Below are 26468 nucleotides of genomic sequence, written 5' to 3'. Positions count from 1 at the left end.
TTGAGGTGGGGGGCGTGAGCAGTCGATACGCGCAACAGATGTGCCACTTTTGAAGCCATTTTTCTGCATCAAAACTGGCATAAGAGGTGTGTTAATCGGTTAAGTGTGGTTAAGCCGGTAAGTGAATCAAGTAGGTTAAACGAATCAAACCAGAGATATTTAATACCAAGCATAAATCATGAGAAACAGAAAAGAGCGGACAACGGGACTCGAACCCGCGGTCTCGACCTTGGCAAGGTCGCGCTTTACCAACTAAGCTATGTCCGCAGTGTGTTCGGTAAAGTACTGAGCACGAAAGAACACTATATAGTAAAAGTTTCATATGTGCAAGTCTTCTTTCTTCCCGTGTGTTGCTCAGGTGTTTGCTGTTGAGCATCGAATATCAGCGAAGGTCGAGCGTTAAAGAAGATGCTCGGGTGCTATAGAACCAATGCCAATGAAGAAGAAGGATTCTCGTATGCGATTTCATTGCGTAGTTAATCCCTATGGGGGGGGTTGTGCGCTTAAAGCATGGCGTGAAGTGCAGTCAATTTTGCGCGCAAAGGGAATAGAGCATTCTGTTCATTTTCCAACGCGCACGTATGTTGTACATGATATTGTGCGAGATCTCAGCGATGTTAGCGATGATGCTGAAAATGTTTATATTATTATCGGGGGGGGGTGATGGAACGCTTAATGTTGCTGTGAATGGCATAATGAATTTTAATAAAACATATCTTGGTCTTATTCCTGCTGGAAGTGGCAATAATTTTGTGCATTCGAATTCTATTTCTGGCACGTATGAAGATATTATTGAGCGCATTACTGATGTAAGTCGAGTGCTTTCACTAGATATGGGTGTTCTCACCTATAATATGTGTTTGATGATCAAGGCAGAGCGCCGGATATTGCCGCAAAGCAATGGTATTTCAATAATGCTGCGGGTATTGGTTTTGATGCAGATGTGTGTGTAAAAGTTTTGCATTCGGATGTGAGCGATAGGTTATCGCGATTACATCTTTCTCAGCTTGCCTATTTATGCGCTGCACTGCTGGGATTTTTTAAGCATCGAGGATTTTCTGTATCTGTGGATATTGATGGAGAAGTTTGTAGATATGACGATACGCTTTTTGTGGCGGTTATGAATGAACCGTATGAGGGCGGTGGATTTAAATTCTGTCCGCAAGCATCGCTGTATGATGGACAGCTTGATTCATGTATTGCTCAGGGGATTAAGAAAACTGAGCTTGTGCATCTTATTCCGCGCGCAATGAAGGGACATCATACTAGCTCTCGCGGCGTTCATATGGCGCGTGGGCGAGTATATCGCATTACAATGAATGTTCCTGTATGGGTTCAAACAGATGGGGAAGTAGCTTATAAATCGAACGATATAAGTATTTCCTTATTGCCTCAAGCTGTGCAATTCCTCGGTTTATAGAGGTTTTACTTATATATCGGTGCTCGTTTGCGGGTGCCGATTTTTTATGCTGTCTCTTGCGACACGCCGAAAATGTTAAACGTTTGACGTTAAACGATTAACGTATTTTAATAAAAACTATCGCAGGACCACGGTGGTCTTACGGGGTAGGGTACTCCCCAGTGAAAATCAGAAGGAAGGGATGGTTATGGTCCGTCCAGCTATATCTCGAACAATGAAGGCATGTGCTGTAGCATGTTCAGTTGCATTAGGAATATCTGTTCTGGGTGCATGCTCAGGTAACTCAAAGCCAACAACAACCAAAGATGGTAAACCGATTGTTCGTATCTCTATGCGTCGAAACACAACAGCGGTTAAGCTCTCGTCAATGGGTTGGACGAAAAAGTTGGAAGCAGCTTGCGATTGCTCGATTGAATGGACTGAAATTACTGATAACGCATGGGGTCAGCAGAAGAGTGCAAAAATGGCTGCTGGCGATTTTCCGGATATTGGTATGTCTATGTATGATCGTAACGATATTTCCAAGTACTCCAGCCAGTTTGAAGATATAGCACCTCATCTCAAGAAAATGCCGAATGTTCAGAAATTCTTCACGGCTCGACCAGTAGCTCAGAAGATGGTAGAAGATGAAGGAAAGATTCAGATTCTCCCATCTGATCGCGGTAAGGGGTATCGCGTATCTGCTACACATATGTTTATTAATAAGGCATGGCTCGATAAGTTAGGACTGTCTATGCCAACAACATGGGACGAGCTTGAAAATGTTTTGAAAGCATTTAAAACTCAAGATCCTAACGGTAATGGTAAAGCAGATGAAGTGCCAATGAATATTCGCGGTCTCAACTTTGGTTTGTGGTCTGCTCTTACTTTGATGAATTCAACCGGAGTAACCACTGCTTTTATGGGATCTTCTGCTGAATCTCAAGGTTACTATGTGCAGGATGGCAAAGTTAAAAGCTATTTGACAAGCGATGCGTTGAAAGACACAATCAAGTTCCTCAATAAGCTGCAGTCAGAAGGTCTTATCCCTAAGGATTCCTTAACCCGTGACGGATCGAAGTATGCTGCACAAACAACTAGCGATGGTAAAACGGCAATAACTGGTTTCTCCTTCGGTTGGTCTCGTCAAAACGAGTATGGAACTTTGGCTGATCAATATGCATCTGTTCCTGTGCTCAAGCAAACCGCGGGTCAATCTGATTCTCAGGTAAAGTGGGACTATAGTCAGGACTATACAGAACTTGCTAATGCATTAACAGTCAGCAAGAAAGCTCCTAATAAGGGTGCAATCTGGAAGATTATTAATGCTATGTATGATCCAGAAATTTCCATCCAGCAGTATTATGGCGATCTCGATAAATATGTAACCAAGTCCGATAACAACACATACACTATCTCGGATAAGGTATACGAAAAGTACGTGGATACTCGCGAAATTGCCGCTCAAGATCGTTTTGCAGGATGGATTCCAGATGATTACACTATTCTCAACGACACCAATGCAGACGCAGTATCGGCGGATAATGAAGCCGTTCAGCCAGCACTCAATAATGTGAACGAAAAAACTGATGTGGTGCCAATCTATGCTGCTCCAAGCGCTAAAGATCTTGATACCTTGTCAACGAATAATACCTCCATTTTTAACTACACCGACAATATGTTGGCCACATGGTTCCAAAAGGGTGGTATCGATAAGCAGTGGGATGAGTATGTGAAGCAAGTAAATAACAAATCCCTCGGCTTAGATCAGAATATTTCTATCTGGCAGAAGGCTTATGACGTAGCTGAGAAGTAAATCAGTGCTCGTCTAAACCTCTGTGCAACGTCCTAGGTGCTCTTTACTCTTCTCTCGTTTCTGGTAAACGAGCACCTAGGTTCCCCTTAGCTTGGCTGTATGGCATACATCAACGCTATCGTTCGCTTTATTCTCATGGTTTTCATAGAAGGAATTCACATGACACGTGCATTACGTAGTGGTGGAGAAAGCACCGCTTATCAGAAGAAAAAACTTTCACCCTTGGCGTCGTTTAAACGTCATACTGAGCTTTATTGGCAGTTATGGCTGCTAGCTGCTCCTGCTTTAATTTTTGTTCTTGTTTTTGCCTATATTCCTATGTGGGGAATTCAGCTGGCTTTCCGCGAATTCGATCCAGATAAGGGATTAACCGGTGGGCAGTGGGTAGGCTTTAGCTACTTTGAGAAGTTCTTTAACAGTCCGCTTTTTGGTGAGATTATGGGAAACACCATTCGCATCAGCTTGTGGACATTGGTTATGGGCTTTATTGCTCCAATTATTTTGGCTTTGCTGATTAACCAGATTTCCTCTCCAAAAATTAAAGGTTTCGTTCAGACTATTACCTATATGCCGCACTTTATTTCTGTTGTGGTTATTGTGTCCATGATTAATATTTTCCTGACTCCAAAAACTGGTATTTTAGGTCAGTTCTTTGGCGATACCAGTATTTTGGGTGACACACATGTTATTACTGCTGTCTATTGGATCTCAGAGATTTGGCAGCATGTGGGATGGAACTCCATTATTTACTTGGCAGCTCTTTCATCTGTGGACACCTCTTTGTATGAAGCCGCAAAAATTGATGGTGCTGGACGTTTCCAGCTCATCCGTTACGTTGATATTCCAGCAATTATGCCAACAATGACGGTTCTGCTCATTATGAGTATGGGCTCTATTCTTGGTGTAGGTTTCGATAAGATCTTCCTGATGCAGAACTCCCTGAACCTGCCTGCTACTGAAGTTATTTCTACCTATACCTACAAGATTGGTATTCTAAATAGCCAATTCTCTTATTCCACAGCTATCGGTCTGTTTAATACTGTGGTTAACTTCCTGTTCCTGATTGTGGCAAACTTCATTTCTAAGAAGGCCACTAAGTCGAGCATTTTCTAAGGATGAATCATGACTGTTATTTCTCAGCCTCAGACTTCTACAGCTTTACCACAGGTCGCTAAGGTGGCGTTGAGTTCAGCGGATGTTCCATGGAATCCAAAAGTGCGTTATAAGAAGAAGCCATCGGATTATGTAGCTCTCGTTATTATTTATGGTCTGCTTATTTTCACGGTTTTAGCAATGATATATCCGCTATGGTTTGTGACTATTTCTTCGGTATCTGATCCATCTGCTGTGGCTAATGGAGCTGTGAAGCTTATTCCTCATGGCGTAGCATGGAATGGTTATGCGAAAGTTTTTGAAAACTCGCAGATCTGGACGGGCTATAAGAACACTCTTATTTACTGTGTTCTGGGCACTCTGGTGAATATGGTCGTGACTATTCCGTGTGCTTTTGCTTTGTCTCGCAGTGAGTTTAAGCCACGTCGTATTATTCTGTTTCTCTTTACTGTTACGATGTTCTTCTCCGGCGGCTTGATTCCAAGCTATCTTCTGTATAAGAACATGGGCATTTTGAATTCCATGTGGGTATTTATTTTGCCAGGAGCTGTAAGTGTGTACAACGTGATTGTAGCTCGCTCCTTCTTTGAAACATCCATTCCTGAGGAGCTTTTTGATGCTGCGAAGATTGACGGTATGAGCTATATCGGCTACTTTATGCGCGTTGTATTACCACTGTCGAGCGCTATTTTAGCTGTGATTGGTTTGTATTATTTCGTAGGACATTGGAACGATTATATGACCGGTTTGATTTTTGTGACTGACTGGGATAAACAACCGTTGCAAAACGTTCTTCAACAGTTATTACTCGTTAACCAAGTGAATGTAACAACCAATATTAATTCTTTGGATTTGATTCGAGCTGCCGATCAGATTAAATTCGCGGTTATTATTGTCTCGACTGTGCCGCTGTTCATACTGTATCCATTCCTTCAGCGCTACTTTAACAAGGGCGTTATGCTGGGTGCAGTTAAGGGCTAACGCGACGATATTAACGAAAATATATAAAGGACGAAGGAATCATGGCTCAGTTTGCTGTTCTCTACGAGAAATTCTGCCGCACTATTGTCATCATTTTTACGGTTCATGTGGCTATTGTTGTGCATACACTCATGGGAGCTGTAGTTGTAGGATTTTTTCCCGCTATTGCAGCCGCACATAATACTTACCGAGTATGGCTTCTGAACGATGACCGTTTATGGCGTGTGCGCGAAACATGGTTAGTTTTCCATCGTGAATGGAAGGCGAGTATGCGCAGCGCACAGGCTATTGGATGGTTGCAATTCGGTATAAGTCTGCTTCTAGCCTATGATTATTTCATTGTTAACTGGAATGTGCGCACGGGAATGCTGGGTGTAGTATTATCTGGCTTCTTCGTTGTTCTCCTCGCCATTATGATTCTATGGAGTGCCATGTGCTGGGCAGTGCAATCGCATTTTAGTGAGAGAACAACGTGGATTATGCGCTATGCCTTCAGCATGGTGATTGCTCGTCCTTTATGCTCTGTTCTGTTGGGTTGTGCAATTTTTATGATTGCGTGGTGCTACGTACAGTGGCCAGGTCTTATTATTGGGTTCGGAACATCCGCTTTTGCTTTTGCTACAGAAATTATTGTGTATTGCTTTGGCAAGTTACCTGGTTTAGACCCTCGTGAACACGAAGATTTAGCTCCCGTTACCCTCGGTTAGAATGGATGAAGAGAGTAAAAGTATGAAGCTTTTCATAGTAAAGAGGCGAGGTAGCAGTGGTAACGATTAAAGATATTGCGCGAGAACTCAATGTATCAACAGCTACCGTGTCTATGGTTCTCAACGGTAAAGCAGAGAAACGTGTAAAGCCACATATTATTGAGCAAGTTCAAGAAAAAGCTCGTGAATTAGGATATAAACCAAATCTCATGGCTAGAAGCCTAAAAACCAATAGCACGCGCATCCTGGGATTCCTGAGCGATCATATTGCCAGTACTCCGTTTGCTGGGCGCATTGTGGTAGGAGCGCAGCAAGCAGCACGCGAGCTAGGTTACCTCCTTGTTATCGTGAACAGTCAAGGAAATAAACAGCTTGAAGCCGAAGAAATTGAGGCGCTCAAACACTATGGAGTAGACGGTTACTTATACGCCTGCATGTATAACCAACGTGTGCAGATCCCTAAGAATCTTGCACATGAGCAGACGGTTATTATTGACGGCACTGATGAGGATGGGCGAGTCAGCTCTATTTGTCCAGATGAAGAAAAAATTGGGTACATGGCAACTCGTGAACTTATCGATGCTGGCTGCACTCGCATAGTATTTTTTGACGCTCTTCCTGACCTTATTGCTCAAGAACTACGCTATAAGGGGTATGAGCATGCAATGTACGAAGCTGGTTTAGAACCTATCGATGAAGGCTACACAGACGAGGATGCCTTCTCCTACGGTGCAGCTCATGTTCTCGATGATATACAACCTGATGGCATAGTGTGTTTTAACGATATTCGTGCAGGCTTTATCTATGCAGAAGCAGAACGTCGAGGAATACATATTGGGCAAGATATAAGCGTCGTTAGCGTTGATAACCAGCCGCTGATTATCAACTCTCTACGTCCAGGTCTTACATCAATTGAACTACCACATTACGAGATGGGGTATTGGGCAGTCTACAAACTCGTTGAGCAAATTAGCCAGTCATCCATCATAATGCAGAAGATGACGCCATTTACCAGCGGAGTACAACTAACTCAACTAACACCATCAGCTACTGCAGTTGAATGCGCAATGATACGCAGACAATCAGTAGTAACAATCAATCAAAAACAATAAAATACACAGAGAGATAAGTATTATGCGCTATAACACCTCTAACTACGCTCGTATTGATCTTTATGGAGTACGTGAAGGCAATGATGCTCAGATTCTCCTTGACTATAAGAATGACACACACAATCTCACAATTAAAAACTCAGATAAATACTTCCATCTCAGCGCTACAGTGCCACACGATACTCAGATTAGTATTACTGCTGAGCGCGCTCGCATTACGTTCGGCTATTTGAGTGAGTGCGAAAATATCTATGAACAAGGTATTAAAATGCTCGATTATAGTGCTGAACCTGAATTGCCTCGGGTTTCCCAGAGCTCAACTCATTTCGAGCCACCAGTCAATTGGATGAATGATCCTAACGGTTTAGTGCAGTTCAATGGAGTGTACCATATGTTCTACCAGTTTGATCCTTTTGGATGGGATTGGGGTCCAATGCATTGGGGACATGCAGTTAGCCATGATTTAGTACATTGGACGCATCTGCCTGTGGCACTCGATGCGCATGATGTTATTTATGCAGATGATGAATGGGTGGGAGGAGCTTTCTCTGGTTCCGCTCTTCCTGTTGATGCTGACGGTCAGCCATGCAATGGTGCTAATGCCATAGCAATTAATATTTTCTTCACATATCATCATGAGATTCCACGTATAGCAGCAGAGACTGAAGTTGAATGCCAATATATGTGCTCTAGTACAGATGGTATTCATTTTACGAAGCCACAGATGATTATTGATCGTGAAGCTGATGATTTTGGAGTAGATTTTAGAGATTCTAAAATTGATGTTACTGCTTTGCGTGGGGTAGAAGGTGTGGAAGAAGGCTCGAGCTTTATTTCCATTGCTACCAATCTGCCTGCAGGTTTTGATAACGGATATTTCAGTGAAGCTCAAGGAGTACGCGCTTTCGATGTGGAATCAATGACTCCTGCTGGACATTGGTTTACTGAGTCTGCATGGGATAGTGCAGACTGCGAGAAATGGACTGCTTCTACTGAAATTGTTCCAGTTATTGCTGGTTATATTGCTTCACCAGGTTCCGATTTGGGCAAACCAGAGTCGTGGACATATTCAGGAGCTTTATTAGCAGAGTATGAATATGGTGTAGCAAAGACTTGTGAATGTCCCGATACTTTTGAACTAGACGGGCGTAAGGTATCAATTGCTGCTCTTATGCATGTGCGCGATTCGCGTGGAGCATTCCAACCAGTGAACTGGTACGTAGGAAATATTGTTCAGCAAGGCACACAAGATGCACCTCTTCTACGCCTCAACGTGCAATCGCGTGGGCTGTGTGATTTTGGTAGTGCATTCTATGCTGTGCAGTCTTTCGAAGATGAGCGGGGACGTCGAATTGCTGTGGGTTGGTTGGTAGACTGGTATGGTCAGCGTCGTAAAAGCACGAGTGCAAGCAATGGCGCCATGACCTTCCCGCGCGAACTTCATATTGTGGATGGTACTTTAAGAAGCTACCCAGTTCAAGAAATTTTTGACTATGCAGTCAAAGATAAATTGAGCACTGCAGACGCGGATAGCCCATATTATGCTCGGATTGAACTTGATGCTGACAGCAAAGAAGTTAAAAGTGACTTTGATGTGATACTTGCTGAAAAAGGCGATGCATCGGTTCATCTGGAACGTAGAGATGGAGTTATTGGTATATCTATTCGTGGCACAGGAATGGACGCATTGTTCTATTCCACTCATGTTGATTCCGTGCACACAGTGGAGATATTTATGGATGGAACGGTTCTCGAAGTCTTTATTAATAAGGGTGAAGATGCAGGTAGTTTTATCTTTGATGCTCCAGGACAGCTGACTCAGTCTGTAACCTTCTTAGAGAGTTTCGATTTTACGATCTCTGCAGGAATAAAACTAGCTGCAATACGTGAGCTAAAAAACGTACATTAAGAAACTGATGGCGGGTACACAAGTACTCGCCATCAATGCTATGCAGTGGGTTTCAGTTTTGGAACGGAATGCAGAACTGGACGGTCTCGAGAGCAACATGTTTTTTCATGTGGACAGAGAATGGCATAGCTCAAACTCTATCTGCTGCAATGGGAATCAGAGAAAACGCAATCCAAAAAAGCGCGGAAAAGCGGCTCTTCGGACTTAGCGGGGTTGTAGGCTGGGACGGCGTGGATGTTGTGAGCGTGGCACAACCCCAAGAACCAGTTAAACATACATGTTGTGTTGAGTTAAGACCTGATAATAATGAAAATGCGGAACACTGTATCTGCAGATGCGAGAAATAAAAAAGTGGAAGTAACCAATGGTTACTTCCACTTATCTGTATAAAAATAGTCTACTTATCGAGACCTTGTTGCTGAACATAATCAGGAATATTTTCTGGATACTCTGGCCATGCTCCAGCCTGAGTGCACACATAAGCGGCAACATTGCATGCACGAACATGAGCTTCGTGCAGTGGAGTTCCACGCAAAATTTCGCTGGTGAAAGTACCGGAGAAGGAATCTCCAGCGCCCACAGTATCGTTCACCTTTACGCGAGGCGTCTTTACGTGGGAGACTTCGCCATCCTTGTGCATAATAATGGAGAAGCGTGAACCGCCAGTTAAAATCATGTAGTCTAAATCATAGTTCTTAATGAACCATGCGCATGCTTCTTCATCAGAACCTTCAACATTGAACATAGGGCGCAAGAGCTCAAGCTCGTCATCGTTAATCTTGAATACAGTTGCAGCCTTAAGCTGTTCTTCAATAAGTTCTTGAGAGAAGTAATCAGCGCGAATATTAATATCATAGTACTTCAAAGCGCCTGGCTTGGTGTGCTTGAGCAGTTCAAGCAAAGTGTTGCGGCTTTCTTCCTCACGGCAAGCCAAAGAACCGAAACATACAGCATCTGCCTGTGCAACAACATCAATGAGTTCATCAGTCAAAGCAATATGATCCCATGCAACGCCTTCAACAATCTCATATGTCGGAATACCATCATTGAGTACTACGCCAACTGTGCCAGTAGGGAAGTCATTGCGTTGAATAATGGCATCAATGCCGGCATTCTTCACAGCTGCTACAAGCTCGTCACCCAAAGAGTCGTTTCCAACAGCACTGATGGAGCGTCCAATGGAACCATTGTGAGAAGCATGATAAGTAAAGTTTACTGGGGCGCCGCCTGCGCGCTTTCCTTCAGGGAGCATGTCCCACAGAATTTCGCCGAGGCTGACCACGATAGGTTGTGTCATGGTGTTCCTTTCTTCCTCTGGATAGTCTAGCGCTAACCGCAGAAAATATGCAACTTAATCGGTTGAGTCCGACACGCCTTAACTTGTATCGAGAGAGACGTCAAACGTTTAACGCTACCTACTTATTCAGTGTACTATGCAGAAGGTTTGATGTCTATTCAGGGAAAACCCTGAAGATGGTGAGTGCTTTTCAGGGACAATGTGGGTGTGTTTGAGGGTGTAGCGAACAGATGTCGCGTGATTAAATGAAACCATGAACACTACATTACAAAATCAATCAGTACCTGAAGTAAAGTCGCCAGTTGTTTCTTTGAGTGACGTCACTAAGATTTATGGTCGAGGTGACACGCGAGTTCGTGCACTCAAAGGCATCGACTTAGTCATTAATAAGGGTGAATTTACTTCTATTATGGGTCCTTCTGGATCTGGAAAATCAACCATGCTTCACGTTATTGCCGGTCTCGATAATCCAACGAAGGGTGTGGTAACTGTAGATGGCATTGATATTACGCATCTGAAAGATAAGGAACTTACTGAGCTGCGTCGCTCACGCATTGGCTTTATTTTCCAGTCCTTTAATCTGGTGCCAACCTTAAACGTGGAAGACAATATTTTGCTGCCTATGCAGCTGTCCAATCAAAAGATTGACAAAGAATGGATGTCTCGCGTCGTACAGGTCTTAGGTCTGAGTGATCGTTTGAAGCATCGCCCATCCGAACTGTCTGGTGGTCAGCAGCAGCGTGTGGCAGTAGCTCGTGCTTTAGTAGCACGTCCGGCAATTATCGTTGCTGATGAGCCAACGGGTAACTTGGACTCTAAAACTAGCGATGAAGTGCTATCTATCCTTCGCCAAGCAGTAGATGAGTTTGGACAATCAGTAATTATGGTAACGCATAATCCAGCGGTAGCCAGCGTGTCTGATCGCGTTATTGTCGTATCAGATGGCTTCATTAAAGCCGATATGGTAGGAGCAACCCCGGATCAGGTTGTTTCCTTGTTATAGGTGGTACGAGGAAATAGGAGGGGAAGAAGATGGCTTCAGCTATTAATAAACTGATTGGCGCTAACGTGCGTCGTCATGCGTCGCGATATATTTCTACTGCTATTGCAGTTACTATTGCATCTACTTTTGTTGTGCTGGCACTTACTTTGGTGGGGGGAATGTCTCATCAATATACAGCAACGTATGAAAACTCTACTCGAGGAACGGCAGTAATTGTTGGCAAAGAGTATATAGATACAGAAGATGAAAGCAGCGAAGAGTCTGACAGTTCTTCACTGCAAAACTTGGCTAATCAAGCTTCAACCAATGATGAATCTCGTCTTCTGGATGCTTTGCGTTCAGTATCGGGCGTGAAACAAGTTGTTCCTACTACTGCAAGCGTGCAGGATAGGGGCAGTTATCTGCTTTTGAAAGGTTCCATAAATACGGAAGTTGCGTATGGCGATAAAACTGTTTTGCGTACTATGTCGTACACCCAACAGGCTCCTTTGGCAACTGAACAGTATGCATCCGGACATGCTCCGTCTTCGGATAAAGAAATTGCAATCGATAGTGAAGCAGCATCCTACTTTAATGTAAAAGTAGGCGATACGGTATCTGTGCGTTCAGCTGGTACTCAAGACGCTCATGATCTCAAAGTTTCAGGTATTACTGTAAGTTCGAAATTCGATACCAATACGGTTTTTGTTACTCTGCAGGGTGCTGAAGCAGTCGGTGGATACTCTATGACAGACAGCTACAAGCTTGTGCCAGATGACTCTGCCTTACGGTCTCCGCAATCGAGTGTTCAAGCGCAAAAAGAGTTAACTGCTAATGTGAAGAATGCTTTGAAATCTGTTAATGCTGATGCGAAGAAAGCAGGCGTAGAATATGTGGCTTACGAATCTCAGCAGTTTGTGGACTCAGGTAAGAAAGCTCAGCTCAATTCTGCAACATACATGACGTCTATGGCATTGCTTTTCCCTCTTTTGGCAGCCTTCGTTGCTTCTATTATTGTGGGCACAACCTTCCGTGTGATTGCATTGCAACGCCGTCGCGAACTGGCATTGTTGCGTGCTGTGGGTGCGCAGGCAAAGCAAGTGCGCACTCTCTTATTCCGTGAAACCTCTATTGCAGGTATGGTATCTTCGCTCATTGGTGTAACAGTAGGTTCTCTTGTGGGCTTGGTTCTGCAAGTTCAGCTCGGTGTAGCTGCTAGCTATGCAGAAAGTCTAACTATTTTGCCATGGAAGGGCATTCTTGTTACATGGATTGTTGCCAGCGTTTTGACCACTTTGATTGGTATTGCTCCAGCTCGCGATGCTTCGAAGGTCTCTCCTTTGGATGCTCTATCTCCTGTGCAATCAGTGCAAGAAACAAAGCGTAGCCACCGTGTGCGTCTGATTATTGGTGCTGTTATTTTGGCTGCTAGCATCGCAGGTATTGTTTATGGCTTGCGAATGCCTCATGAAGAAGAAAATGAAATCTACATGCGCTTCGGCATAGTAGTACTGGCTACTTTTATCTGCTGGATTGCAGCTATGATGATTTTCTCGGTTGTTCTTCCATACTTGATTCATGCAGTGGGTGCTCTTGTACGCACTCCAGTAGGACGTTTAGCGCGCGGTAATGTGGTGCGCAATCCTGGCCGTACTGCATCTACGGGTGTGGCAGTAATTATTGGTGTGGTGCTCATGTCTACAATTTCCGTAGGTGTTGCGTCTGTACAAAGCACTCTTGATTCTATGCTCAGCATTGACTATCCAATTGATATTACTGCGACGAGCTTGAAAGGTACTTTGACTCGTAAGGAGATTAAAGACTTAAGTAGTTATAAGCATGCTCGCAAAACTGCTCTGGTTACAGGTGCTAAAGCTACCGTGAACAATAAAGCTGATGATATTGTGCAGGTTCTTGGTTATCCGGATATGAAGGATATTGCACGCTCTTCTATGCCTGAGATTGCTTCGGGAACAGTGCACGTTAATCCTGACGAGGGCTATGATACTGCTAAACCAATGACTTTGTGCTTTATGCCTACAACTGGAGATAATACTTCTGCCTCGTGCAAGGATTATACGGTAGTTAAGGATAAGACCGTTTCTATGGGATCGGCGCGTTTAACTGCTGAAGATTTGAAGAGCTCTGTTCCTGATGCTCCAACAGTGAGCGTTATTATGCGGGTTGAAGATGGAACTAAGTTCGACGAGATCATCTCCTTTATGAATAAGAAGAGCTCTGATGTGTCGGTATCTGGTGGATATATTATGCGTGCTATTTATATGCAAATGCTTAATGTTATCGTCATGGTCTTCATGGTTCTCTTGGGTGTATCTTTGGTCATTTCGCTTGTTGGTGTGGCTAATACCTTAGGATTGAGTGTTGCGGAACGCAAGCATGAAAATGGCTTACTGCGTGCTTTGGGTTTGAGCCGAGGTCAGATGCGCCGATTACTTGTGCTTGAATCCTTCCTCACCTCTGCAGTTTCTACAGCAGTGGGTATTGGGCTGGGTATTACCTTCGGCATTATTGGCATGTATACTCTGCCATTTAATGGATTGAGTGGGGGAGTAAAGATTGCGCTTCCATATGATCAGCTTGGAGGACTGTTTGTGGTGATTGTGCTTGCGTCTATGCTGGCCGCATGGTTGCCTGGACGCCAAGCAGCAAAGGTTAGTCCTGTAGAGGCATTGGCTGAAGAATAAAATTGCGAGAAAAGTCCTGCGGTGCTGAATGCATCGCGGGGCTTTTTCGTTGGAAGTACTTGCGAAACGCTGAGTTAGTTAAATGACTTTACAAACTATGTAAAGTTTGGTATTCTCATAAACAGCAGCTACGGCTGAAAGAAAACAGATAGTTTGGCAAAGGAGCTACATAATGGGTTTGTGGGATGTTGAAAAGATTCCATTCGTGGGCACTGACAATGTTGAGCAGGGTCTTGGTTTCCGTTACTACGATGCAGATCGTGTTGTTGCGGGCAAGAAGATGAAGGATTGGTTGCGTTTCGGTGTGGCCTGGTGGCACACCTTCGATCAGGAATTGGTTGATCCATTCGGTACTGGTACTTCACATCGTCCTTGGTATGGCAAGTATTCAGATTCAATGGATGAAGCCTTGGCTAAGGTTGATTACGCCTTCGAATTCTTCACTAAGCTGGGCGCGGAGTATTTCTGCTTCCATGATCGCGATATTGCTCCAGAGGGCGATACCTTGCGTGAAACCAATGCAAACCTCGATAAGGTAGTGGATAAGATTGAAGAGAATATGAAGGCTACAGGAGTCAAGCTTCTGTGGAACACTTCGTCCTTGTTTACTAACCCACGATTTGTTTCTGGTGCATCTACATCACCATTTGCAGATATTTATGCATACTCCGCAGGTCAGCTGAAGCATTCTTTGGAGATTGCAAAGCGCTTGGGTGCAGAAAACTACGTATTCTGGGGTGGTCGCGAAGGTTACGAAAACCTGTGGAATACTCAGATGAAGCGTGAGCAGGCTCATATGGCTCAGTTCTTCCATATGTGCAACGACTATGCTAAGGAAATCGGCTTGGATGCACAGTTCCTCATTGAGCCAAAGGCTAAGGAACCGACCATGCACCAGTACGACTTCGATGCTGCAACTGCTATCGCATTCTTGCAGACCTACGATCTGATGGATGTAATGAAGCTCAACCTCGAAGGCAACCACGCTAACTTGGCTGGTCACACCTACCAGCACGAAATCCGTACTGCTCGCGAAGCAGGTGTGCTCGGTTCCCTCGACGCCAACCAGGGTGACAAGCTTATTGGGTGGGATATGGATGAGTTTCCAACAGATTTGTATGAAACAACCACGGTTATGTGGGAAGTTCTTGCAGAAGGCCAGATTGGTCCTCATGGTGGTTTGAACTTCGATGCAAAGCCACGTCGTACCTCATTCGTAGCAGAAGATCTCTTCCGCTCACATATCGCAGGTATGGATGCCTTTGCTGCTGGCCTGCTTATTGCAGACAAGATGCACGAAGACAAGTATATTGAGAACTTGCAGGCACAGCGCTATAGCTCTTATGATTCCGGTATTGGTGCAACCATTGAAGACGGTACTGCAACCTTAGCTTCCTTGGAAGAATACGCTCTCGACAAGCCACAGTCTGAGCTTATTGCAGCAACTCAGTCGGATCATCTTGAGTCTGTTAAGGCAACAATCAATAACTATATGTTTGAAGCCTTAAAGTAAGCTATTTATCTCTCTTTCCTTCTGTTTAAAGAAGTCAACACTGATGTGTTGACTTCTTTGTTGTATGGCGTAGTTTTGAGTTCTTGGGATTTGAGCTGGGGCTTTGGCTTGGTACAGCTCGTTTTAACTGATTATTCTTGATGTAGGTAGGTAGGAGCGCGTGGACTGGCGGCTCGTGGAACGTGACTTAGTAGAGTGCTCTACGTTTTGCTCAACGAGGGCTTGGGGTAGTCCGAAAATATATGCCTGTGTTGCTGCGCTCGGATTCAATCTACAAAATTCGATGAAATGTTTATGGGGAAGGTTTTACTGGTTCTTCGGTTTTTAGCGGGGGTTTTAGGTTGCAGGTGTGTGATTAGCGGCTGTTCGGTACAATATAGCCCTTCACACTGCGTTAAATTCGAAGGGCTATTGTTCTAACGCATTCTGCTTAACCGATTCATACATCTGTTATGCCAGTTTTGATGGGCAAAAATGGCTTCAAAACTGGCATATCGGTTGCGCGCATCGACTTCACATATAAAAATAACCACATTCGCATCGGGGCGATGTCTTGAAACCTGACATTCTGAGGGATCAACTGGAACCTACTAAACAACATCTTCTGCTCAACCCCCCGCTAAGTCCGAAGAGTCGCTTTACCATATAATCCTAGTTTTTCGGGCTGGTGAGTGGGTGGTGAGAAGAGAAGGAAGTAAAAATCCCTGCCTGAGATAGTGTTCTATCTACAAGCAGGGATAATCTTGCGGTTTTTATGCTCGATAACGAGCGTACTGTTCGTAAACCTCAGGAGTTGGGGAGCTGCTGAGAACTTCATCAATATTTAATTCCCATGCAGGAATATCATCGGTACTCAGTGCCACCCACGCCGCCTGACGTGCAGCACCAATTGCAACATACTCATCGGTGTGAGGAAGAATCACATCAGTGCCCCATATGCCTGGAGCATAAGCGCGAATCGCAGGAGACTTCGCTCCGCCGCCAATAAGCAGAATGCGTTGAACATCAGCACCTAGCGCTTTCACATATTCTAAGCAGTCGCGTTGTGAGCACAATACTGCTTCTATAAACGCACGCGCCATATTTGAACGTGTTGTGTTTTCCAAAGTCAAGCCATAGAACTGTGCGGTAGCATTCGGACGATTTGGAGTGCGTTCTCCATCAAAATATGGAATCAAAGTAATGCCGTCAGCGCCTGGCTGAGCTTCATGCGCTAACGTGGCAAGCTCATCATAATCAACGCCCAAAGCTCGACGACCCGCATCCAAAATACGCGAACCGTTAATCGTGCACGCTAAAGGAAGCCAATGTCCTGTGCAATCAGCAAAGCCTGCAATAGCACCGGTTAAATCATAAGCAGGGGAGTTGCTCACAGCAGCTGCAACGCCTGAAGTGCCCAAAGATACGGATACATCTCCAGCCTTCATGCCCAAGCCAAGAGCGGCCATAGCATTATCTCCGCCGCCCGGAGCAATAACGCAACCGCCTTCTATGTTCTTTCCAGCAATATAGGGATCAGCAATAGCTCCTACCTCATGAGGGTTCAGTACGCGCGGAAGAACAACGTTCGAGCGACCCAAAGCCATCTCTAATAAATCGCGACGATACTCATTAGTGACCGAATCAAAATACGCGGTACCAGAAGCGTCTGAACGGTCAGTAAAGAGAGCGTCCAACTGGGCGTCTCCACTCTCAACCGGACCATATCCGGCAATACGCCAGCTCAGCCAGTCGTGAGGCAAACAGATAGCAGCAATACGTTCGGCATTCTCTGGCTCGTTCTGCGCTACCCAAGCGACTTTCGTAATCGTTAACGAAGCGACCAAAGATGAGCCAACAGCCTGCACCCAACGCGCAACGCCTCGCGCTTGAATATCAGCACTGTCGGCGTTATTTGCACCGTCAGCGTTATCAGGTCTGCCAACCGAGTCAGAACCAGAGCCAGAACCCGAATCAGAATCAGTGCTATCTGCGGCTCCCAATTCATTAATCAATGCTTCTGCCTGCACGCTACTTCGCGTATCGTTCCACAGCAAAGCATCTCGAATAACGCGACCTTGGTTGTCGAGCAAAACCATGCCGTGCTGCTGACCGCCCACGGCAAGGGCAGATACATCATCTAATCCGCCGGCTTGAGCAGCTGCTTCTTGGAAAGCATCCCACCAAGCTTGAGGATTTACAGATGTTCCATCTGGATGAGCAGCCTGTCCAAAACGTACTAGTTCTCCGGTGAGTGCATCGGTAACGCGCACTTTGCATGACTGCGTTGAGGTATCGACACCTGCAACAAGAACTCGAGTCATTATGCCTCCTTGCAATCTCGTTCTCGGCTCTTTCCTTCTAGAGTAAGAGCAGCTATTTAGTTCTCCATACACAGAAGTATGTTAATTGACTTAACTAACTATTCCATAGTATCATTATTAGCGAACGGAGGTGTAAGATGGCACGACAAAAAGCATTAAATCAGGAAAATTTACGTGCGCACAATATAGGTGTGGTGCTCAGTGCAATTTTACGCAGTCGAGAGCCAGTCAGTCGTGCGCATATTGCACGCACAACGGGTATGACGAAAGCGGCCATCTCCATTATTGTGTCCGACTTGATTGAGCATCAAGTTTTGCAAGAAGGCGAGCCGCAGCAGCTTGCGAGCACGGGTAAACCAAGTAATCCATTGGAATTTGTACCACAGAAATGGCTGGGCTTAGGTGTGCAGGTGCATACGGATGGTTACGGTTTTATTTTGCAAGATTTTAACGGAACTGTTGTGCATAAGCAGTGGATAGATAATGCCGAAAGCGTGAGCGAGCGTACGGATGTTTTAGATCAGTTAGAACGCATGATTGCTCCCGTTGTTCGCGATTATGAAGTGCAAGGTTGCCATATTTTGGGCGGTGGATTAGCTGTTCCAGGCATGGTAACCAGTGATGGCGTGCTCATTGATGCTCCCAACTTAGGTTGGAAAAATGTTGATTTAATGGCAACTTCTTTGGTACAACGCTTTCATCTCACCCCTCTGAACGAAGCAAATGTGGCTGCTATTGCTCAAATTCCTGGCTATGCGGTAACTGCTTCAAGTATGAATAATGCTGAAAATACAACCTCGTTGGCTGATTCCTTTATTTATATTTCCACTGATGTAGGTGTGGGTGGAGCTTTTGTTGATCGCGGCACATTAGTTGCAGGCAATAATGGAGTCAGTGGAGAAATTGGTCATTTATCGGTGTCGATGGGAGGCCCGGTCTGCCGTTGCGGACGTCGCGGATGCATGGAAATGTACGCTGGTCGTAAAGCTCTGCTCAATGCTGCAGGATGCTCTCGAGCTTCTCATATGGATGCTGATGAGGGCTTTGCTTGGATTAGTCAAAAACTGGTCGGTTCAGATGCCAAGGTTGATGAAGTGATGGTTGAAGCCACGCGCGCTATGGCATCCGCTATTGTATCGACTATTAATATGCTTGATATTACGAACGTTATTATTGGCGGCTTCTGGACCCGCTTCGGCGCGAACTGGCTGGCTCAGTTATATACAAGCGTCAGTATGCAGTTAAATACGGTACATAAAAATAAGTTGACGATTACTTTTCCTGTTATTGATAATCGCGCTGCTTTACGCGGATCAGCTCAGTTAGGTTTACGCCATTTGATTGATGAAGCAGGCGAGTACCTGCTGTCTGACTAATATGAGGATGGGGAGAGCTCTTGTGAACTCTCCCCATCATTTTGGTTTTTCGGTTTTTAGTTGCGAGCAGATGCTGCGGCCTGAGCCATCCAAGCTTCTACGTCGTCAATTTCCTTAGGAATATCGTGAGAAAGCCATTCAGGACCGTTCTCGGTCATCAGCACATCGTCTTCAATACGAATACCAATGCCGCGGAATTCTTCTGGAATAAGCATGTCGTTCTCACGGAAATACAATCCTGGCTCAATAGTAAAAATCATGCCAGGTGTAATCTGTGCTCCCTGATAAGACTCATAGCGTGCTTGCGAGCAGTCGTGCACATCCAATCCTAAATGATGAGCCACACCGCATGCATGCCAGCGGCGATGCTGCTGACCTTCAGGGCTGAGCGATTCTTCAACACTTACCGGCAAAATACCCCAATCATGGAGAGCTTCAGCCAGAACACGCATGCAAGCATGATGAATATCGGAATATGTAGCACTAACTTGAGCAGCCTCAAAACCAGCTTTTTGAGCTTTCAAAACCACAGAATAGAGCTCACGTTGGAGAGGAGTAAAAGTACCGCTCACAGGGAAGGTGCGCGTAATATCGGCGGTATAGAGCGAATCTGTTTCTACACCTGCATCAATAAGCAACAGCTCTCCATTGCTGATAGTTCCAGTATTGCGCATCCAATGCAAGGTTGGAGCATGAGCACCTGAAGCAACAATCGTGCCATAACCCTCGGCATTTCCTTGCTCGCGTGCATTAGCGTTAAACTTACCTTCCAAAATGCGCTCGCCGCGTTCTTTACCGCGCGTCGCAGGTAAAGCCTCTAACATGCGAGTAAAACCGTCATGAGTGGCAGCAATTGCTTTGCGCATTTCGCGCACTTCAAAATCATCTTTAATCATACGAGCAGTAGAAGCGAACTCGTAGAAAGTGTTATCGTCAGACTCGGTAGCATCAGGATTATCAAAACCGCCTGCTTGACGTATAGCGTCAACGGTTGCAGTGACTTCAGCATCAATATTGCGAATAATACGCACACGGATAGCGCCTTGCTCAGTACCTACGTCTTTGGCTAAAGCGTCGTTTAATCCTGCAATATCTGCAGTATCTAAACCAGTCATTATCTTAATGCCGTCCAAACCTGGACGAGCGCCCACCCAATATTCACCGTAGGCTGCAGAACGATAATAATCCTGCGTGCTTTGATCGCTACGAGGATGCAAATAGAGCACAGCGTTATGAGTTTTGCCACGAACAGCATCAGCGCTACCTTCAGCCACAGGATTGAGAACGAGGACCGCGCCTGCCTCATAATCTTGACCTAAACCAGTGTAGTAAGCAAAAGCACTATCTGGGCGGAAAGCGTAATCGCAATCATCGTTACGAACTTTTGCCTGACCAGCAGGAATCACCAAACGCTCACCAGGGAAACGCTCACCGAGGGCAGTTAAACGTGACTGAATATACTTACTTGACTCTAAAGGCTGTACATTCGCATTTTCATCGCCCCATCCGGACAGCATAAAGTCAGAAAATGTCGTGGATTCAGGGCGCAAAGTGCGATTATGCTTGCGATCTGCCATAGAATCCGCAGCATCAGCTTCAGCGCGAGTTTCAGGCGCTTGATCATTTACAGACACCATAAAGTATGCTCCTTAGCGAAGTATGGAAAACTCTGTTACATGTTGAGAACTAGTACATATTGAGACTCGGCAGAACCGAGGTCAATTCATGTGCTTAGCTCTACTCTAGAGCGCTCATATGACAGGGGTCACATAGATGGGATGGAGGGTTGCGGTTAATTGCATCAGTGGGGAGGCGGGTTGTGTAGGGGGATGGGCGGTTCTTGGGGAGTCCGTAGGCAGTTCTGGGTGCTGCTCGAACTGTCCTCCTGCAGCTTAACCGATTCATACATCCAATATGCCACTTGTGAAGCCATTTTTGTGCATAAAACTGGCATAAGAGGTGCGTGAAACGGTTAAGCGAGAGGCGAAGGGGTAAGAACACACCAAACCGCACTACCAAACCTCCAATCAAGATCTTCGTGCAAGCCTCAGCTGCGCTCTATCGCGCCTCCAACCACGCACTCACCGTCCGCAATACCGCATAAAATGTGGCCTATGTCGTATGAAGTACCTGAAGTAGAAAACTTAAGTTTAGCGGATGTCTATCGTGAAATCATGATGCGCGCACCAGAGCATGATTTCGATCCTAGTCTTGAGCGCATGCAAAAGGTGATGGATTATCTTGGCCAGCCTGCGCAATCCTTCAAAGTTATTCATGTTACGGGTACGAATGGTAAAGGCTCTACAGCGCGCATGGCAGAGGCGATTTGCCGCGCTTATGGTCTGCGTACAGGCTTGTATACATCACCTCATGTGGAGAAGGTAACCGAGCGTATTTGCGTGGACGGTCAGCCGATTTCTGATGAGCGTTTTATTGATATGTGGCTGCAGGTCAAGGATTTCGTGGAGATGGTAGATTGCGAAAGTCTTGAGCAGGGTGGTCCTTGCATGAGCTTCTTTGAAGTTCTCACCACTATGGCTATCTGGACTTTCGCAGATTCTCCTGTGGATGTTGCAATTGTGGAAGTTGGTATGGGTGGCCGCTGGGATGCCACAAACGTTCTCGATGGTGATGCCTCGATTATTGGTCCTGTAGATATGGATCATATGCAATGGCTGGGTGACACCATTGAACAGATTGCCGGCGAAAAAGCGGGTATTATGAAGCCAACTTCTACGGTTATTATTGGGCCACAACCGCATGAACAGATTCCCGCTTTGTTAGAAGATTACGCGCGTGAGGTTGGCGTGCAGGCATTCGTGCGCGACGGTGTGGAAGCTGAGGTGAGTTCGCGTGCGGCTGCAGTGGGCGGTCAGATGGTTACGTTGCGTACTCCGCAGGGAGTGTATGAGCACATTCCAGTTTCGATGTTTGGTGAGCATCAGGCTCATAATGCGTTGGCGGCATTGTGTGCGGCGGAAGTAGTTATTCCTGTAGCTGGTCAATTAGATGCCGATGTTGTTGCTCAGGCTTTATCTGCGGTAAAAGTTCCTGGACGTATTGAAGTAATCCGTCATTCTCCAACTATTATTATTGACGGCGGTCATAACGAGAACGCAGTAAACGCTTTGCGTGCGGCTTTAGAAGAAAACTTCTCTTTTACTGATTTAGTGGGCGTCGTTTCCATGATGAAAGATAAGGAAGTTGAAACAGTTCTGGGCATTATGGAGCCGATTTTATCGAAAGTTGTGGTTACCCAGAATTCGTGGACTAACCGTGTTATGCCTGTGGATGAGCTTGAAAAGATTGCTGTGTCTGTGTTTGGTGAAGACCGTGTGCTGCGTGCAGATACTATGCCAGATGCCATTCAAACCGCTGTTGATGAGGTGGATGCTAACGATGAACTTGGTATTGGTTTAGGACACGGCGTGGTTATTTTCGGTAGTTTTGTTACAGCTGGTGATGCGCGCATTCTGCTAAAAGAGCGTCACAATGCCGAGCTGAAAAATACGAAAGAAGATCGTGCAGCAGGCGTAGATACCGACTTTTCTCATGACGATGAGCAGGATTAGTTCGATTCCTTATGTATGTTAAAGAACTCACCATCCGCGGCTTTAAGTCTTTTGCTAATGCCACCACATTGAGATTCCAACCAGGCGTTACCGCTATTGTCGGGCCGAATGGTTCAGGAAAATCTAATGTGGTGGATGCTTTGTCGTGGGTTATGGGTGAGCAGGGAGCTAAAAGCCTGCGAGGAAGTTCCATGGAAGATGTTATCTTTGCCGGAACCTCCACGCGCGCTCCTTTGGGGCGTGCTCAAGTGAGTTTAACCATTGATAATACCGACAAAACACTCGATATTGATTATTCTGAGGTAACAATTAGCCGCACTATTTTCCGCAACGGCGGCTCAGAATATGCTATTAATGGTTCCCCAGTGCGTCTGCTAGACGTGCAAGAGCTCTTATCAGATACAGGATTAGGCGCTCATATGCATGTAGTTGTAGGGCAGGGGAGATTAGATTCCATCCTTAAAGCCACTCCTGCAGATAACCGCGCTTTTATTGAAGAAGCTGCGGGCATTCTCAAACATCGCAAAAGGAAAGAGCGTGCTTTACGCAAACTTCAATCAACACAAGAGAACGTAAACCGTTTAGACGATTTACTCACTGAAATTCAGCGTCAGTTAGGTCCTCTTCGCCGTCAAGCGCGTGTAAGCCGTCGTGCAGACAGTATTCAAGTCATTATTCGCGATGCTACCAGCAGACTGTTAGCGGATGAGGCTCAATCACTTATGCAGCAACGAGATAACGTGCGTCATGAATTAGCTACAACGCGCGAAAAACTACTGACTGCTCAACACAAACTCACCTCGACCAAGCTGAACATCGAGCGTCTTGAAGCAGATAGCAGTAAAACAAGTCCTGCTATTAACGCAATCAATCAAACATATCATTCTCTTGCCGGTCTGCAAGAACGTTTACGCTCACTGGCAGCTTTAGCAGGCGAGAGAGAAAAATCATGGCGCTCGCAGATCTCCTCTATTGGAGGTGACGATCCGCAGCTGCTGACGGCTCGTGCCGACGAACTGTCATCTCAGTTACAGTCGGCAAAAAAACAGGCTGATGAAGCGCGTTTATCTTTCGATAATAAAACGCAACATCGCGCAGGAATTGAGCAGGAATTAGCTGCTCTGCGTCAGATTATTACGCAGCTTCGTGCGTCTGCTCAGGAACAAGAGGCGCATAAAGCGAAACTGCGCGAAACTATAGCGCGTCAAGAAGCGCATATCCAAGGTATGTCGCAGCGTGTTGAGGATTTAGAGCACCAGAAAAACGAATATACTGCTTCTGCTCAGCAAGCGCGTGCACGTTTAGATGAGCTACAGCAAGATGCAGATAATCAGCAGGATAATCTTGAGGACATAAAAGCTCAGGCTCAGAACGCTCTCGAACTTGCACGCTCAGAGCATGAGAAGATTGACTCTCAGATTCGTGACGTAGATAATGCCATTATTTCTTTGCAAGCGAAGGCAGATGCGCTCAACGATACTTTAGAAGCTCGCAGTTCTTCTGGTGATGTGGAACGCAGTAGCGTAACAACTGCAGGCAATTTGGCCGACTATATTTCTCTTCGTGAGGGGTGGGAAGAAGCCATTGCGAAAGCGTTGGGACCATTTGCTAATGCGGTGATTATTCCTGATGCTTCTGAACGTTCTGTTTTACTGCGTGTAGCGCGCGAGGAAAAAATGGGTCGGGCAGTGGTAATGAATCCGCTCGCAGCGTCTGAGTACGCGTCTAAGACTGCGTCTAGGGTCGAGGGTGCGGCTGGAGCTAATGGGGTGGCTGGAGACGAAGCAAGTGCTGCTCATGCTGTTGGTATTAATCCTTCACTGCGCGGAACTGAGCGTGAAGATATTGCTCAGGGAGTGGTTCGTTCTGTGCAGATGCTGTTAAACGATGTTGGTTTAGCGCATGATGTTGATGAGGCAGAAAAACTCGTTGAATCTGGTCGTTTTGTAACAGTTATGACTGAACACGGCGAGACTTTTAGTGCTGTGGGTGCTGTGGGAGGCACGTCGCGCACGCCAAGCGATTTAAGTTTGACTGCTCGCCGAGATAAAGCTTTAGCGCAGGTGGAGAGCGATGCGCTCAAAAAGCAACAGTTATGTGCAGATAAGATTCAGATTGATGAGCGTTTTGATGCCGCGCGTGCGCATCTGCAGGTGGCGAATACGCAGATTACTGAGAATCGTGTGCGTATGCAGCAGCGTGAGAACGATATTACGGCGGCACGTAATAGTGTGGAGAGTTTAACGCGCCGTATTGCGCAAATTGACAATCAGATAGCTGATATTAGTGCTGAAAAACAGTCGCATACGGCCACATTGTTTGATCTTCGCAAACAGTTGGAGGCTGTTGAACATGCGGACGATGCGCATGCGGATATGGAATCTACTGTGCAGCGCGAACACGAACTCGATTCCTCGCTGAACACCGCTCGCAATGACGAAGTAACCGCTCGTGTGGAATGGAATAATGCGACCTCGCATGCGCAATCTTTGGAACGGCAAATTACTTTGCTGCGGTCTCAAGCGCAACAGGCGGCACAGCGGCGTGAGAAAATTGAGCAGCGCAATGCTCAGCTGGAGCTTAAGGCGCAGGCTGCTGCGAGTATTCAAGGTAAGGCGCAGGCAGCAGCTGAGGAACTGAATGCGCATGTGCAGCGTGCGGTGAAGAAACGTGAGCAGATTCAGCAGCAGGCGAGTGAGCATGATAAGGAACTGTCGGCTTTGCGCAAGTTACGTAATGAGCAGGAGCCGGTGGTGGCTAAGCTGACGCAGATGGAGCATGATGCCGACGTTGTGCGAGAACGCATTGCAACTCAATGGGGGCAGCTGACCCAACGTATTGTGGATGAAGTGGGGTCAACCGTTGATTCGCTGATTGAAAACTATGGTCCGCAGGTGTCTGTTCCAGTTTTTGATGATGCTGGTCAACTGATTTTGCTCAACCCTGATAATGAGGACGAGGGCTTTAAGACGCAGCAGTATGATCGCGAACGCGAGCAGAAGAAGCTCGATAAAGCACGGCGTGATTTGGTGGCGTTAGGAAAGGTTAATCCTTTGGCTACTGAAGAGTTTGATGCTTTAGAGGCTCGTCATAGCTATTTGTCTAAGCAGCGGCATGATGTGGTTACCTCACGCGATGATTTATTGGGTTTGATTAAAGAACTTGATACGACGATGATTGAGGTGTTCCGTAGCGCCTACGAGGATACTGCTGCAGCGTTTCAAACAGTTTTCGCTCAGCTTTTCCCTGGGGGTAAAGGACGTTTACGTTTAGATAATCCTGATGATATTTTGACGACGGGCGTGGTTGTTGAAGCCAGCCCAGCAGGAAAGCGCGTGAAGCAATTATCTTTACTCTCAGGTGGGGAGAGAAGTTTAACCGCTTTGGCACTGTTATTTGCGATTTTCACTGCGCGTCCTAGCCCATTCTACATTATGGATGAGGTAGAGGCTGCTTTGGATGACGTGAACCTGACGAGATTACTGAACGTGATAAACACTTTGCGAGAGCATGCTCAGATTATTGTGATTACACACCAGCAGCGCACGATGAGCATTGCCGATGTGTTGTACGGTGTAACCATGCGTTCTGATGGGGTGACTGCGGTTATTTCTCAAAAACTGACGCAGGGTAGCGCTGTCAATGATTAGTGGTTCTGGCAACCTGTGTGCCAGAACCACTAT

Annotated in this window: 17 protein-coding genes and 1 tRNA gene; 14 read left to right on the top strand and 4 right to left on the bottom strand. The window is 45.8% G+C overall.

Going from position 1 to position 26468, the window contains the following annotated elements:
• Window positions 1-194 precede the first annotated feature (194 nt).
• Window positions 195-267, bottom strand: a tRNA-Gly gene (locus tag G464_RS0100710).
• A gap of 314 nt (window positions 268-581) precedes the next feature.
• On the opposite strand from G464_RS0100710, the gene G464_RS10445 reads away from it, so the two are divergent.
• From G464_RS10445 to G464_RS08340, 8 genes are all read left to right on the top strand, one after another.
• Window positions 582-953 carry an acylglycerol kinase family protein gene (locus G464_RS10445; RefSeq protein ID WP_080651101.1) on the top strand — a complete coding sequence of 124 codons (372 nt, stop codon included), beginning with the start codon at window positions 582-584 and terminating at the stop codon, window positions 951-953.
• On the top strand, window positions 857-1420 hold the full coding sequence (locus G464_RS0100700) for a diacylglycerol/lipid kinase family protein (RefSeq protein ID WP_022856348.1): 564 nt from the start codon (window positions 857-859) through the stop codon (window positions 1418-1420). The genes G464_RS10445 and G464_RS0100700 overlap by 97 nt, the downstream gene beginning before the upstream one ends.
• 187 nt (window positions 1421-1607) lie before the next feature.
• Window positions 1608-3215 carry a type 2 periplasmic-binding domain-containing protein gene (locus G464_RS0100695; RefSeq protein ID WP_026472490.1) on the top strand — a complete coding sequence of 536 codons (1608 nt, stop codon included), beginning with the start codon at window positions 1608-1610 and terminating at the stop codon, window positions 3213-3215.
• A gap of 159 nt (window positions 3216-3374) precedes the next feature.
• Entirely contained in the window at window positions 3375-4328 is a 954-nt protein-coding gene (locus G464_RS0100690) for an ABC transporter permease (RefSeq protein WP_022856346.1), read from the top strand.
• Between the two features lie 9 nt (window positions 4329-4337).
• On the top strand, window positions 4338-5309 hold the full coding sequence (locus G464_RS0100685; RefSeq protein ID WP_022856345.1) for a carbohydrate ABC transporter permease: 972 nt from the start codon (window positions 4338-4340) through the stop codon (window positions 5307-5309).
• Window positions 5310-5350: 41 nt separating this feature from the next.
• On the top strand, window positions 5351-6016 hold the full coding sequence (locus G464_RS0100680; RefSeq protein WP_022856344.1) for a YesL family protein: 666 nt from the start codon (window positions 5351-5353) through the stop codon (window positions 6014-6016).
• Between the two features lie 56 nt (window positions 6017-6072).
• On the top strand, window positions 6073-7128 hold the full coding sequence (locus tag G464_RS08345) for a LacI family DNA-binding transcriptional regulator (RefSeq protein WP_022856343.1): 1056 nt from the start codon (window positions 6073-6075) through the stop codon (window positions 7126-7128).
• Window positions 7129-7150: 22 nt separating this feature from the next.
• Window positions 7151-9037 carry a glycoside hydrolase family protein gene (locus G464_RS08340; protein WP_022856342.1) on the top strand — a complete coding sequence of 629 codons (1887 nt, stop codon included), beginning with the start codon at window positions 7151-7153 and terminating at the stop codon, window positions 9035-9037.
• Between the two features lie 397 nt (window positions 9038-9434).
• On the opposite strand, the gene G464_RS0100660 is transcribed toward G464_RS08340, so the two are convergent.
• The gene (locus G464_RS0100660; RefSeq protein ID WP_021618179.1) at window positions 9435-10334 is read right to left on the bottom strand and encodes a carbohydrate kinase family protein; all 900 of its coding nucleotides are present in this window, start codon (window positions 10332-10334) and stop codon (window positions 9435-9437) included.
• Between the two features lie 253 nt (window positions 10335-10587).
• Here G464_RS0100660 and G464_RS0100655 point away from each other — a divergent pair, with 253 nt between their 5' ends.
• The 3 genes from G464_RS0100655 (at window position 10588) to xylA (ending at window position 15534) form a co-directional block, all read left to right on the top strand.
• Window positions 10588-11337: an ABC transporter ATP-binding protein gene (locus G464_RS0100655; RefSeq protein ID WP_022856340.1), complete on the top strand. Its 750-nt coding sequence runs from the start codon at window positions 10588-10590 to the stop codon at window positions 11335-11337.
• A gap of 29 nt (window positions 11338-11366) precedes the next feature.
• The gene (locus G464_RS0100650) at window positions 11367-14021 is read left to right on the top strand and encodes an FtsX-like permease family protein (RefSeq protein ID WP_022856339.1); all 2655 of its coding nucleotides are present in this window, start codon (window positions 11367-11369) and stop codon (window positions 14019-14021) included.
• Window positions 14022-14193: 172 nt separating this feature from the next.
• The gene (xylA, locus tag G464_RS0100645; RefSeq protein ID WP_022856338.1) at window positions 14194-15534 is read left to right on the top strand and encodes a xylose isomerase; all 1341 of its coding nucleotides are present in this window, start codon (window positions 14194-14196) and stop codon (window positions 15532-15534) included.
• Between the two features lie 752 nt (window positions 15535-16286).
• On the opposite strand, the gene G464_RS0100635 is transcribed toward xylA, so the two are convergent.
• Complete coding sequence (locus G464_RS0100635; RefSeq protein ID WP_026472486.1) at window positions 16287-17837, bottom strand: xylulokinase; 1551 nt, start codon at window positions 17835-17837, stop codon at window positions 16287-16289.
• 137 nt (window positions 17838-17974) lie between these two features.
• Between G464_RS0100635 and G464_RS0100630 the strand changes: the two genes are divergently transcribed.
• Window positions 17975-19213 carry an ROK family protein gene (locus tag G464_RS0100630; protein WP_021618187.1) on the top strand — a complete coding sequence of 413 codons (1239 nt, stop codon included), beginning with the start codon at window positions 17975-17977 and terminating at the stop codon, window positions 19211-19213.
• 56 nt (window positions 19214-19269) lie between these two features.
• Here the strand turns inward: G464_RS0100630 and G464_RS0100625 are convergent, their stop codons facing one another.
• On the bottom strand, window positions 19270-20850 hold the full coding sequence (locus tag G464_RS0100625) for an aminopeptidase P family protein (RefSeq protein WP_022856335.1): 1581 nt from the start codon (window positions 20848-20850) through the stop codon (window positions 19270-19272).
• Window positions 20851-21327: 477 nt separating this feature from the next.
• Here G464_RS0100625 and G464_RS0100620 point away from each other — a divergent pair, with 477 nt between their 5' ends.
• Window positions 21328-22785 carry a bifunctional folylpolyglutamate synthase/dihydrofolate synthase gene (locus G464_RS0100620; RefSeq protein ID WP_022856334.1) on the top strand — a complete coding sequence of 486 codons (1458 nt, stop codon included), beginning with the start codon at window positions 21328-21330 and terminating at the stop codon, window positions 22783-22785.
• 11 nt (window positions 22786-22796) lie between these two features.
• Window positions 22797-26435 (top strand): chromosome segregation protein SMC, encoded by a 3639-nt coding sequence (smc, locus tag G464_RS0100615; protein WP_022856333.1) that lies wholly within the window; start codon window positions 22797-22799, stop codon window positions 26433-26435.
• Window positions 26436-26468 lie beyond the last annotated feature (33 nt).

Origin of the sequence: Alloscardovia omnicolens DSM 21503 (assembly GCF_000420505.1) — a bacterium.
Taxonomy (GTDB): Bacteria; Actinomycetota; Actinomycetes; order Actinomycetales; family Bifidobacteriaceae; genus Alloscardovia; species Alloscardovia omnicolens.
Note: the sequence above shows the minus strand (reverse complement) of the source record. Positions and strands in the feature narration are given on the sequence as shown.